General features: G+C 53.1%; 12 protein-coding genes. 2 read left to right on the forward strand and 10 right to left on the reverse strand.

Going from position 1 to position 12,676, the window contains the following annotated elements; genetic code table 11:
• Positions 1–137 precede the first annotated feature (137 nt).
• On the forward strand, positions 138–1,037 hold the full coding sequence (locus FBY13_RS15240) for a LysR family transcriptional regulator (protein WP_063877801.1): 900 nt from the start codon (positions 138–140) through the stop codon (positions 1,035–1,037).
• Here the strand turns inward: FBY13_RS15240 and FBY13_RS15245 are convergent.
• The 7 genes from FBY13_RS15245 to FBY13_RS15275 form a co-directional block, all read right to left on the reverse strand.
• Positions 1,012–1,818, reverse strand: coding sequence for a substrate-binding domain-containing protein (locus FBY13_RS15245; protein ID WP_145394552.1), 807 nt, complete (start codon positions 1,816–1,818; stop codon positions 1,012–1,014). The genes FBY13_RS15240 and FBY13_RS15245 overlap by 26 nt on opposite strands.
• 15 nt (positions 1,819–1,833) lie before the next feature.
• The gene (locus FBY13_RS15250) at positions 1,834–3,135 is read right to left on the reverse strand and encodes an MFS transporter (RefSeq protein WP_096012585.1); all 1,302 of its coding nucleotides are present in this window, start codon (positions 3,133–3,135) and stop codon (positions 1,834–1,836) included.
• 715 nt (positions 3,136–3,850) lie between these two features.
• A complete protein-coding gene (locus FBY13_RS15255) occupies positions 3,851–5,230 on the reverse strand; it encodes a carbohydrate porin (RefSeq protein WP_145394553.1) in 1,380 nt (459 codons plus the stop codon).
• Between the two features lie 183 nt (positions 5,231–5,413).
• Positions 5,414–5,719, reverse strand: a complete 306-nt coding sequence (locus FBY13_RS15260; RefSeq protein ID WP_145394554.1) for a PTS lactose/cellobiose transporter subunit IIA — start codon at positions 5,717–5,719, stop codon at positions 5,414–5,416.
• 11 nt (positions 5,720–5,730) lie between these two features.
• Positions 5,731–7,113 (reverse strand): glycoside hydrolase family 1 protein, encoded by a 1,383-nt coding sequence (locus FBY13_RS15265; RefSeq protein ID WP_145394555.1) that lies wholly within the window; start codon positions 7,111–7,113, stop codon positions 5,731–5,733.
• 12 nt (positions 7,114–7,125) lie between these two features.
• Positions 7,126–8,463: a PTS sugar transporter subunit IIC gene (locus FBY13_RS15270; protein ID WP_063877806.1), complete on the reverse strand. Its 1,338-nt coding sequence runs from the start codon at positions 8,461–8,463 to the stop codon at positions 7,126–7,128.
• Positions 8,464–8,475: 12 nt separating this feature from the next.
• Positions 8,476–8,790: a PTS sugar transporter subunit IIB gene (locus FBY13_RS15275; protein ID WP_145394556.1), complete on the reverse strand. Its 315-nt coding sequence runs from the start codon at positions 8,788–8,790 to the stop codon at positions 8,476–8,478.
• A gap of 288 nt (positions 8,791–9,078) precedes the next feature.
• Here FBY13_RS15275 and FBY13_RS15280 point away from each other — a divergent pair, with 288 nt between their 5' ends.
• The gene (locus tag FBY13_RS15280) at positions 9,079–10,044 is read left to right on the forward strand and encodes a LacI family DNA-binding transcriptional regulator (RefSeq protein ID WP_096012587.1); all 966 of its coding nucleotides are present in this window, start codon (positions 9,079–9,081) and stop codon (positions 10,042–10,044) included.
• On the opposite strand, the gene FBY13_RS15285 is transcribed toward FBY13_RS15280, so the two are convergent.
• From FBY13_RS15285 to dnaT, 3 genes are all read right to left on the reverse strand, one after another.
• Positions 10,041–11,174 carry an ROK family protein gene (locus tag FBY13_RS15285; RefSeq protein WP_096012566.1) on the reverse strand — a complete coding sequence of 378 codons (1,134 nt, stop codon included), beginning with the start codon at positions 11,172–11,174 and terminating at the stop codon, positions 10,041–10,043. The genes FBY13_RS15280 and FBY13_RS15285 overlap by 4 nt on opposite strands.
• Positions 11,175–11,386: 212 nt before the next feature.
• Positions 11,387–12,127 carry a DNA replication protein DnaC gene (gene dnaC / locus FBY13_RS15290; protein ID WP_063877809.1) on the reverse strand — a complete coding sequence of 247 codons (741 nt, stop codon included), beginning with the start codon at positions 12,125–12,127 and terminating at the stop codon, positions 11,387–11,389.
• A complete protein-coding gene (gene dnaT / locus FBY13_RS15295) occupies positions 12,127–12,663 on the reverse strand; it encodes a primosomal protein DnaT (protein ID WP_063877810.1) in 537 nt (178 codons plus the stop codon). The genes dnaC and dnaT overlap by 1 nt, the downstream gene beginning before the upstream one ends.
• Between the last annotated feature and the right edge of the window lie 13 nt (positions 12,664–12,676).

Below are 12,676 nucleotides of genomic sequence, written 5' to 3' on the forward strand. Positions count from 1 at the left end.
CGGGTGACCTGCTGCCTGTCCGGCTGTTTTCTGTCAGGCGCTCCGCCAACATTTCACTTTGTTTGCCACCATTCGATAAGGCACTATTAGCCCTCTCTGTCCCTGCCACATCATTGTTGAAAGGAACGCCAGCCCACATGCCCGTCAATTTCGATCTCAACGATCTGTATGCGTTTCGCGCCCTGGTTGAATATGGCAATTTCCGTATCGCCGCGGAATCCATCTGCCTGTCCCAGTCGGCGCTGAGCCGCAGGATTGAGAAGCTGGAAACGGCGTTGGGGATAAAGCTGTTTGACAGGACCACCCGCCGGGTCACGCTGACGCTTTACGGCCAGACGTTCGCCGCGCGTTCCGAGCAACTGCTGACCAACTTTGAAGAAGTGATGGCGGATATCAGTAAAGTCAGCCAGGACAGAACCGGACTGGTGACGGTTGCCACGGTGCCTTCCGCCGCCTATTACTTTATGCCGGATGTGATTCGCCGCTTTCAGGTGCGCTATCCTCGGGTGCGGGTCAAGATTATTGACAGTAGCGCAGGCAACGTTATTGAAGCTGTCACCAGTGGTCAGGCAGATTTTGGCATTTGCTTCTCGGGCAATCCGCCGCCCAATACTGAGTTTTTACCGCTGGTGGAGGATGTTTACGTCGTGGCTTGCCGACACGATCATCCCCTTGCTAACCGCAAAAGCCTGACGTGGCAGGAGTTTTACCAGCAGGATTATGTCGGACTGGATAAGACCTCTGGCAATCGAAATCTACTGGATTCCGCACTGGGCCATGTTGTTCCGGCGCGCCCGAGCATCTGCGAAACCCGGCATGTAACAACGATGCTGGGCATGGTCGAAGCGGGAATCGGCATTGCTGCCGTTCCCGCGATGTCGATGCCGTCATCAGGCCATTCGGTGCTGGTTCACCTGCCGCTTACCGATCCGGTCGTGAAACGCACCGTTGGCCTGATCAGGCGCAGTGGACGCATACAGTCTTATATCGCTGCAGAGCTGGAAAAGCTGATTACTGAACAGTATCACTCTGCTTAACGGGTTGCTGCGCGTTGACCGAGTGCAAACCCGTGGCATGGACGACTTCCTGAGCCGGGGCAGACGCCAGGAAATCCAGTAACGCTTTGCCTTCCTCAGGATGGTCTGCTTTGGCAGGAACCGCGCCGGCAAACCGGGTGATGTACTGCACGTCCTCAGGCAGTTCACCTACAAAGGTCACGCCCGGCACGGGCAGGAGTTCACTGACCTGCTGGAAGCCCAGCGCATAGTGGCCTTTTGCCACTTCAGACGCTACCGGGATGCGTTCCACCTCGTGCGCTTTGTCTTTCACCTTGTCTTCAATGCCTAACTTTTTAAACAACTGGCTGCTAATGTACTGACCGCTGGCGCTGTCTGAGTAGGCAATCGACTTCGCATTTAACAGGGTTTTACGCAGATCGGCATCCGTTTTGATATTGGGTTTAGCATCCCCTTTCTTCACGACAATCCCGATCGGCGAGTCAGCCAGCTCAACGCGGGAGTCCGGTTTTATCCACTTACCTTTTTCCAGCTGACTAAGCGCATCGCCGACCATAATCACCACATCGGCTTTTTCCCCGCGCGCCAGACGGTTGGGAATCGCCTGCGGTGTTTTACCCATCGACGGCCCGGACACCAGAATAATGTTGTCGCCACTTTTAGCTTCAAACTGCGGTGTGAGTTTTTCCAGCGCGGCTTTAAAGCCGCCAGAAATCATCACGGTCACCTCTTTTGCCAGCACACCGGTGCTGACGGAGGAAAGGACCAGCGTGGCAAGGAGTGAACGGTAAATTATTTTCATTATGTAATCCCTGACTTAGTGTTTAACGGCGGTTTGAAGATTTACAGTGCTGCGCCGGTACAGATACAGCGTTGCCAGTAAGGCGCAGACGGCAGCAAAGCTCATCCAGTAACCCGGGGAGGCTTTATCGCCTGTGTACTCAATCAATGCGGTTGAAATCACCGGCGTAAAGCCGCCAAAGACGGCGGTTGCCAGGCTGTAGGCCAGTGAAAAGCCCGCCACCCGAACTTCCGCTGGCATGATTTCAGTCAGTGCCGGAATCATCGCGCCGTTATACAGACCATAGATAAATGACAGCCACAGCAGAACGGTGAGCATCATGGAAAAGCTGGGTGCAGCAGCCAGCATCGACAGGGCTGGGTAGGCGGTCGCCAGCGCGATCAGCGTCATGGTAACCAGTACAGGTTTACGTCCGAAACGGTCAGACAGCGCCCCGCCAACCGGTAACCAAAGGAAGTTAGAGATGGCAACCAGCAGCGTGACTAACAGGCTATCGGAGGCGCTGAGCATCAGCACTTTCTTGCCGAAGGTCGGCGCATAAACGGTGATCAGATAAAACGCTGTGGTGGTCATGGCCACCATCAGCATGCCTGCAATCACAACCTGCCAGTTGGCCAGCAGAGTTTTAAACACGTCGCGCATCGCCAGATGATGACGGCGGGCGTTGAACTCCTGGGTTTCTTCCAGCTTGCGGCGCAGGAAGAAAATGAAAGGCACAATCATGCAGCCAAACAGAAACGGAATCCGCCAGCCCCATTCACGAATCGCGCTCTCTTCCAGCACGGCGTTCAGGGCAAAGCCCATCGCGGCGGCGACCATAATGGCCACCTGCTGGCTACCTGACTGCCAGCTGGTATAAAAGCCTTTGCGGCCCGGTGTGGCGATCTCAGCCAGATACACAGAAACGCCACCCAACTCCGCTCCAGCGGAGAAACCCTGTAGCAGGCGGCCGATTAACACCAGCATCGGTGCCCAAAGCCCGATGCTTTGATAAGACGGAATCAGGACGATCAGAAAAGTACCTGCTGCCATAATCGACAGGGTGACGATCAGACCTTTACGTCTGCCGACCTTATCAATGTAGGCGCCCAGCACCACTGCGCCGACAGGACGCATCAGAAAGCCCGCGCCGAAGACGGCGAAGGTCATCATCAGCGAGGCAAATTCACTGCTCGCCGGAAAGAAAGTGTGGGCGATATAGGTGGCATAGAACCCAAACAGAAAAAAGTCGAACTGTTCCAGAAAGTTGCCCGAGGTAACGCGTAATATTGCGCCGGCTCTGGCGCGGGTGGTCATCGGTGAAGTCGAGGAATGCATCGGTATCTCCAGTTTATCGTTGACGCTTTTTGCCGCGTCTGTTGCTGAAGACTGGATCAGGTAAATAAAGTAAATAAGCGCAATAAACTCATCGACTAATGCGCGCTGTGCATCAATGGCAGTTAACAATTACCTGAGGCTATGCGCAACAAGCCTTTAACAAGATAGCGAGATAAGCGCTTACAGATGAGGGCCGGGAAACTTAATGCGCGTTTTGTGACAGGGTTCATACGGGTATTTGAATCAGAAAGCACAGCGTAAAGCGTTTGTAAGGCTATATCAGTCGATGCGGACGCTCAGGGCTTAATGGCCGCAAAAAAGGGAGAGCAGTAAGACGTGCCAGCGCCGCTAGCCAGGCGATCAGCGCGGCTGAAAAAGCGCCGTTTCCACGGTGCCTCGCGCTATAAAATTTCAGCCCAGCCAGGCGAGAAAATCCCCGTATGTCGACATATCTGGCTTCGCTGTCCTGAATAGCCTGAACCGATGACGTTGTTGCTGATAGCCTTCAGGGTGCATTTCTTATCTGAGGTCATGATGTGAAACAGCAGGGATACCGTTGAGACAGCAGGGCGTAACAGCAAGCGTGATCCTGACGACATAAAAGCCGATCGGGCATACGGCAGAAACGCCCGAACGGGGGGGTTTATCAACGTTGCTGATAAACTTCTGTGCCTGTCATTCGTGAGAACGGGGTTATAAGGCTTGTCGCCTGTCCTCAGAACCAGGCTTCCCACATTGCACCCAGATTGAAGTCGTCCTGGATGTCGTTTTCACGGCCATTCACGCGCGCGGTGCGCGCATCGTCGACTTTGCCGCCGGTGACATAGAAGCGCAGCATGGGGCGAAACTCCGGTCCCATATCAATGGCGATGTTTTGCGACAGGGTCAATTTCCAGCCATTGTTACTGCCGCCTTCATCATAATTTACGCGCTGATAACCGGCTTCCAGCCAGGTTGAATGGACGTCATTCCAGAAATACATCGGGCGAACAATCGCGGCGTAGTTTTTCCGATTGTCGCTTTTCAGTCGACGGTTGTCGTAATCGTGATAACCCAGCAAATACTCCACCTGTGCCTGCTGGGTAAACTGATGCTTACCTTCAAAGCTGGTGTAGACAGTGCGAAGGCCCTCGGTTTTGCTGAAAACGCTGTTATCCGAGTTGTCAGAGTAGCGGGTAATCACTTTATTCACGCCGTGGTCGTTGGTGTGGCTCAGCACAAACGCGCCCTGCCAGGCTTTCAGGCGATCGTCACTGTCCACCGCTTTGGAGTCGAAACCATAATTAGCGTAGATCTCCAGATCCAGTGCGCCCAGCTTCATGCCGTGAATTTTAGACGTCGCGGCGTAGTTGCCTTTATCCCCGGTACCCGAACCGCCCGTACAGGTGATGCGCGACGGATTGGACTCGTCGCTGAGCACTTCAGGGCTACAGGATTCCACGGCAGCAACAGCAGCAACGTCAAATTTTATCCCGCCCACGTCGAAGTTTTTCACCCCCGCGCCCTGGCCATCATGGTTCATCCAGAAATAATCATTGATGTTCTGCTGTGGACGCTGATGAAAGTCCCGTCCGGCCCAGAGATAGGCGTCAGGATTTGATGCCAGCACATTGGTGACGCCGGCATAGGCTTTTTTCAGGTTAACTTCATCGCCCCAGTGATCGATCATCACATTGACGTCCCAGAGGGCGCCACTTTGGCTCTTAAATGCTTTGGAGAGCTGGAACTCGCCACCGTTGCCTTCGTTGCCCAGACGACCGATACCGGAGGCCCCGTTGTAAGAGCCGTCTACGCCAACATATTTCTGATCGCCGCTTTGGTAATGCGCACCGTAGCGTGCGTAGCCGCTGAACGTCACCCCAAACGGAATAGCCCGGTCCGGTGACTGAACCGGACTTTGTGGTTCGGTCACCTCATCCGTTGTCTTCGCCACTGCCGCATCCCTCTTTGCCTGACGTTCTGCCAGGGCTTTATCAATGGCTTTGGCGACGATAGCGTCGATTTGTTCCTGCGTAAATTCCTGTGCTGCGCTCACAGCAGGGCACAGCGCGGCGACCACCGCCAGAGGTAATGGAAGGTTTCGAATAATATTCATGGTTGTCTCGTTTGCACAGCGTCCTTCAGGTTGATTATGTTCAACCCGAATAACGGCGTGTGTTAATGAACAGACAATAACCATCCTGCACCGGTTAATTGATCACCAGAACAAGTTGATTTTTATATTATAGTATTTTCCAGAGGACGCTTATTTTTCCGTTTTTCTCCTGTGATATATGTTTTATTGCCGTTGATAGAGATGAATAATTTCTTCTGAGAGTTCACGCGCCAGTAACGACGTCATTAAATGATCCTGAGCATGAACCATAATTAACGTCATAGGCTGTCGCCCTTCGCCAGCGTCCTGCTCAATTAATCGGGTTTGCATTTGATGAGCCAGGCGAGAATAGTTATCGGCTTCCCTTAGCCGATCTTTGGCCTCGTCGACGTTACCCTTTCTTGCCGCCTGCAGGGCTTCGAAACACAGGCTGCGGGCATGTCCTGCATTGACGATGATCGTCATTACGGCCTCTTCAAGTTCAATCATAATCGCTGCTCTCAATTAAAACCGTTATTTGCGGCAACCTCAGCAAACCATTTGCCGCTCTTTTTAATCGTACGTTTTTGCGTTGCCAAATCTAACTGCACAAAACCGTAACGGTTTTTATAGCCGTTCAGCCATGACCAGTTATCGATAAATGTCCACATATGATAACCCAGGCAGTTACAGCCTTCGCTAATGCCTTTATGGAGCCATTTAAGATGTTCGGAAACAAATTCGATACGATAATCATCCAGTATTTCACCGTTCTGGATAAAACGCTGTTCATTCTCTACGCCCATGCCATTTTCAGAAATAAAACAGCGTGGATTCCCATAATTAACGCGTAGGTTGGTCAGAATATTGTACATACCGGGCGCGTAAATTTCCCATCCGCGGTATGGATTCATTTTTCGTCCTGGCATTTCGTAATGATCGAATAACCATTCCGGCATAAAAGGTGCCTCAGGATTGACGGCGCTATCCCGACACTTAACACGGCGCGGCTGATAATAGTTAACGCCCAGCAGGTCGATGATGCCATCGGCCATGACTTCGCGGTCCCCGGGCTGGCAGCGCGGAAGCTGATGGTACTGACTCAGTAAACTCATCAGATCCATTGGGTATTCGCCCTTAAGAACCGGATCTAAAAAGCTGCGGTTAAACAGCAGGTCTGCATGATGCGCGGCTTGTACATCTGCCGGATTCGCCGAGCGCGGATAGGACGGCGTGAGATTCAGCACTACGCCAATCTCGCCGTCATAACCGCCGTTACGCCAGGCCCGCACCGCCAGCGCGTGAGCCAGCACAGTGTGCCAGGCCACGGTCGCGGCGCGTCTGAAATCCACCACGTTCGGGTAGTGAAAATCATACAGATAGCCACCTTCGACCGGCACAATCGGCTCGTTAAAGGTAAACCAGTGCTTCACCCTGTCACCGAACAGGTCGAAACAGCGCTGGGCGTAGCGGCTAAACGCTTCCACCACTTCACGGTTCTCCCAGCCGCCTTTTTCCTGCATGGCCAACGGCATATCGAAATGAAACAGGGTTATAAAGGGCGTAATGCCCTGCGCCAGTAACGCATCGATCACCTTGTTATAAAAATCCACGGCTTCGGGATTCACTGTATCGGTGCCGTCAGGCATCAGGCGCGCCCAGCTCAGCGACGTGCGAAAGCTGTTGTGTCCTAACTGCTTCAGTAACGCGATATCGTGCTGCCAGTGCTGGTAAAAGCCAGAGGTGTTCTGCGGGCCAATGCCCTGATGGAAACGGTGGGGTTGCCGTGCAAACCAGCGATCCCAGGTGGTCGGGCTTTTACCGCCATTCAGGCTGTCACCTTCGGTTTGCAACGCCGAACTGGCGCTGCCCCACCAGAAATTTTCAGGAAAACGGTAGTTCATGTCACTGGCTCCTTAAGCGTGTGGATGACCGTGCACGGGATGGCCTGCAGGCGCGGCATCCTTGATTTTTTTCTCTTCTGCCTTAATCAGACTGCGTTCATAGGCTCGCAGGAAGGGTAGGTACATCAGCGCCGACATCAGCATACAAACAAGGCACATTACCAGCGGGCTGAGCGCCCAGTTGGCTGCCCAGGATGCACCAATCGGGGCGGGTGTGGTCCAGGGCGTGAGCGAAACCACCTGAGCGATCCAGCCGAGTTTTGTCGCGGTGTACGCCAGCACGGCGTTAATCATCGGAACGCACACGAAGGGAATAAACAGCAGTGGATTCATAATGACCGGGGCACCAAACAGGATTGGTTCATTGATATTAAAAAAGCTGGGTACCACGCCCATTTTACCGATGGTGCGCAGATGCAGCACCCGGCTACGCAGCAGGAGGAAGGCCAAGGGTAAGGTGGAACCCACGCCGCCAATCAGCAGGTAGTGATCCCAAAAGCCCTGCAGGTAAACATGCGGCAGGGCGGCACCGGCGGCCAGGGCTGCCTGGTTAGCAGACAGGTTAGCCATCCAAAAGGGGTTCATAATGCCGGTGACGATCAGGGCACCGTGAATACCGGCAAACCAGAAAATCTGACAGAGCAGTACGGAAAGTAAAATGGCGGGCAAGGAGTCCGAAGCAGAGACCAGCGGCTCCAGTAAATGCATGATGGCCTGCGGCATAATCATGCCGGTTTGCGCTTCGATAAACAGGTTGAGCGGATGTAACGTTGCGATAATCACCAGGACTGGGATCAGAATCTCAAAGGAGCGGGCCACGCCGGTGGGCACTTCTTTGGGCAGTCGGATAGTGACATTATTTTGCTTTAGCCAGGCATAAACCCGGGTGGCGTAAATGGCGGTAATCAAGGCAGTAAAAATCCCCTGACCGGAAAGATACTGGGTTGAGATCTTTTCATCCGCATAGGGCGCGGCCACCAGTAAAAACGCCATAAACGCCAGCAAACCCGACATAATGGGGTCAAGGTTAAACTGGCGGCCCAGGCTGGCACCAATCCCGACCGAGATGAAAAAGGTCATAACGCCCATGCTGAGATTAAATGGCAGCATCAGCTGTTGGCGATAGGTGATGGAAAAGTCGAGCCACGCACGGGCAACGCTGTTAGTGGTGTCCGCTGAAAATGGCGGGAAGATAAATACCAACATAAACGACCCGATAATCATAAACGGCAGTGCCGCCGTAAAGCCGTCACGAATCGCTATCACATACTTTTGCTGACCTAACTTTCCGGCGAGTGGCGTAATGGACTGTTCAATTACCGTCACCATCGACTGATATAACGAACTCATAATGACACCTTTCTAGTGTGCCGCTTCAATAAGCGACAGAGCGTAATCCAGCACCTTGTCACCGCGTTGCATGCCGTAATCCGTCATATCAATAGCCCGGACAGGAATGCCGTGGGTGGCAGCTTTTTCAGAGAGCATGGCTAACATGTACTTTACTTGTGGGCCGAGCAGGACAACCTGATAGTTTGGAAACTGCGTATCAAATTCTGAAACGCCCCAGGCATCGATCTGCACACTGAGACCACGCTGTTCCGCAACCTCTACCATTTTACGTACCAGCAGGCTGGTGGACATGCCCGCTGAACAACACAACATAATCCTGATCATGAGTAACGCTCCTTTAAATGAAAACGTGGACGGATATGATTTGATACGATACGGAAACCGGTTTCCATTTGTCGCAAAAGGAACTGTGACAGGCGTCATGATCTTAAGGAAACGAGGTGTTTTATTACGATTCAGATCACGTAATTGGGGTTTTTTGTCGGAAATTGAGAAGAGATGGAAAATCGGTTTCCACAAAAAAATGAAAACGCTATACTGCCAATGGTGATAATTTGAGCCGCAGCGTTAGTCAGTAATTCAGGGGGGCTGTGGTTTTTTTAGGGGAAAATGATGTCTACTATCAACGATGTATCGCGTCTGGCTGGTGTGTCAAAAGCCACGGTGTCACGCGTGTTGAGTGGGTCACGCGGCGTAAAAGAAGCCAGCCGCGTCGCAGTATTAAAAGCGGTGGATGAACTGAATTATCGTCCAAACGTGATCGCTCAGTCCTTGCTGAGCCAGTCCACCGGTTGTATTGGCGTAATTTGCGCGCAGGACAATATTAACCAGACGACCGGTTATCTTTATGCGCTGGAAAAACATCTTAGTCAGCACCAAAAACACCTGTTGCTCCGTTTCGCGAACAGCAAATCGGAAGTGATGCACTGTCTGAATGAGCTGACCTGTGGCTTGTGTGATGATGTATTGATTATCGGCGCTCGCTTCCCGCTCAATCTTCAGCAAAAAAACGTGATTCTGGTGGATTGTCTGGAAACAGGGGATGACGTGAGCAGTATCCAGTTCGATCACGCTTTCGCTGCTGAAACCGCCTGTCACTATCTGATAAGCCAGAATCGCCGCCAGATCGCCCTGATCCATCCTGACGGAATGGGTTTTTCCGAGCAGGTGCTGCTGGGCTATAAGCACGCCCTGGAAAAAAACTTTCTGCCTTTTAACCGTAACCTGGTGTTTATGGACTCCACATCCTCCTCGGTCGCCCTACAGGAGTTGTTGAATAACGCGTCCACGCTGAACTTTAGCGCATTGCTGGTGGCGGATGAACAGCAGGCCCAAAAAGTCATTCCACAGCTGCAGGCATTCAACAAACAGGTTCCCACCGATATTATGGTTTTTAGCCTGGCTGGATCGCTGAATTTGCCCGGCATCCCAACCATTCCGGCGATTGAGTATTCAATGGACGCCATGGCTGCGCGCATCGTTAAGGCACTGACGGAACAGACGCGAAGCGTGCTGAACGCCTATGTGATGCGGGGTGACCTGATTATTCCCGATTTTCGCCAGCGCGAGCACCGTTAATCCATACGTTGCTCCATCTGCTCAATGATTGCCAGCGCCAGGCCTGTTGCCGGCGCAAGATGTGAGGTCAGGAAATGCACCTGAGTATGGGCGGCAATAAACGCCAGTTTGTTTGCCTGCGTCTGATTCAGTACGGCCTGGCAAAATGTCGGACTGATGCTCCAGGGGCAATCAATAATGATATTGGCGGGATTCAGTAACAGCATGATCTGGCTGAGCGCGATGCCCAGATAGTTGCCCGCCAGTTGCATGACTTCGTTCACCACGTTAGGTGCGCTGTCACGGCTTTGCCAGGTCAATCCCGGCTGACGCTGAGCCAGTTGCTGATTAATGGCGGGTTTGCTGATCATGGCTTCCAGACAACCCTGACGGTTGCAGCTACAGCGAGGGCCATTAGGTTGCACGGTAAGGTGACCGGCTTCACCTGCGGTCCAACTGTTGCCCGTGAAAACGACACCGTGCTGTACCAGCGCACCGCCAATGCCTTCAGCGATACGTAAATAAAAATGCCCGCTCTCGGCGGGCAATTTAAGTTGTTGCACAGACAGCAGCGCAGCCGCTCTGACGTTATTCATAATGCGAATCGGCAACTGTACCTGTTTGCGTAGGTTGCTCGCCAGGTCAACGTCCTGCCAGCCCAAATGGGTGGATAAATGCATCCAGCCCCGCCTGGGATCAACGACGCCAGGAAAACCCAGCCCGATGCCTAACAGACCCGGCCACTCCTCGGTAAGTTTGTCACATAAGGCGGCCACCTCGGCCAACAGCGGCCCCGGCCTGCTGGTATCTGTACGCAGGGTTTGCTCGGCAATCGTCTGGGAAAAATAATCACACACCTGCCAGTGAATCAGGTTCTTTTCCACCATGATGCCGGCGCTGACCAGCTTTTCCGGGCGCAGGGTGATATGAATTTTAGGGCGGCCCGCCGCAGAGACGCTGGCCTTTCCCAGCTCCTGCACTAAATCCTGTTCCAGCAGGTCATCAATAATCTGCGACACGGTATTTTTACTGATTGCCAGTATGTGTGCCAGATCCTGACGCGACGTGATACGCAGCTGACGCAGTTGTGCCATCACCCGCTTTTGGTTATTCAGCCGCATTAATGCAGGCCCTTTGCCAGTTACTTTCATGGCGGCTTACCCCAGATGTGAAAATCGGTAGCGGACCTACCAACGATGAAGTCTTATTAGTTTGATGTCTAATCAAAACTTAGCATTGGGCAGATAGGCTGCCAAACGGCAATAGCATCTGGACGGGGGAATTAAGTCAGAAATGGGTGCCAGGCCACACGATTGTGTAATGGCAGGATAACGTGCTGGCCCGCCTTAGCGGGCAGCACATATCAGTATTCATCACCGCGAACGCGGCTGCGATAGCTTTCCCAGTCAAAGCGAACCCACAAACTGTTGCCCAGGCGCATACGATCCATAACGCGCTCACCCAGCAACGCATTCATACCGGCGTGATCAAGGTTAGAGAGCATACCTGTGGGGCGTTTTGAGGATGAACGGCGGTCCACGATCTGGTTAATAATCACTTTCTCGTAGCGCGATTCACTTTGCATACCGATCTCATCGATCACCAGCAAATCAACGCTGCTGAGATCCTGAATCAGTCGCTCTTCCGTGATTCCGCTGCTGCCGCTAAAGGTGCCTTTCATGCTCGACATCAGGTCAGCTACCGTGACGATGAGCACGCTCTTACCCCGTAAAATCAGGTCGTTACCAATGGCTGCCGCCAGGTGATTTTTACCGGTACCGGGACGGCCTGAGAAAACGAAGCTGGCAATACTGCCGTCAAATTCTGCCGCGTACTGGCGAGCAAGTTCCAGGGCTTTGCGCTGGCCTTCGTTTTCAACCCGATAGTTATCGAACGAGCAATTGATGTGTAACTCGCGAATACCAGAACGGCCCATGATACGCTGCATTTTCATGGCGCGGTTCTCACGCACAATGGATTCTGAGCGCAGGCGGCCTTGTTCCTGATTCCAGGCCAGTAACTCTTCACCATTGGTGAACTTTGGGCGAGTGCCCGCGGGCATCATCCGTTTCAGACGGTTAAACAGATCGTTCGGCGTTTTCATTATTCACCCCGGAAACCATCAGGAATTGTGCTGTCAGGATTCGGCAACTGCGTAATATCACGTCTGGGCTGTCCGCCATTCGCGGCGCGGTTCATCTGCAGGCTGCGCGCCAGTTTCTGCTGCCACTGCACATGATGAAACAGACGGCCTTCGGCCTGCCAGTAAGCCACAAAAGCAGCCAGTTCGGCCGCCGTGACCGGCTCGCTTAGCGCCACGCCCCAGATGGCCGCCTGACGCGTAAAGTCAGCGTCCGGTTGCCAGCCATCATACATGGCGAATTTACCCACCGGCGTATGCAGCGTAGCAGAAACATCGTCATACAGGCTGTCATCCAGCGCCACATCAGTGGGTTGCTGAGAGGCTGCCTCAAGTGCCAGCAGCCGTGCCAGACGTGCTGGCGTGATGGCGTACATCACGGGCGTGTAATTTTCCAGCACCGCCAGCGTGCCGTCTTCAGCCTGCTGCAAGGCGCTGAGTGGATCCTGACGGAAAGCCTCAAGACCAATAAGCGTTGACGTTAAGATTTTGACTGACATGAAAAGACCTGCG

It is taken from the genome of Pantoea sp. SJZ147, assembly GCF_007828605.1.
In the GTDB taxonomy this organism is placed as follows: domain Bacteria; phylum Pseudomonadota; class Gammaproteobacteria; order Enterobacterales; family Enterobacteriaceae; genus Pantoea; species Pantoea allii.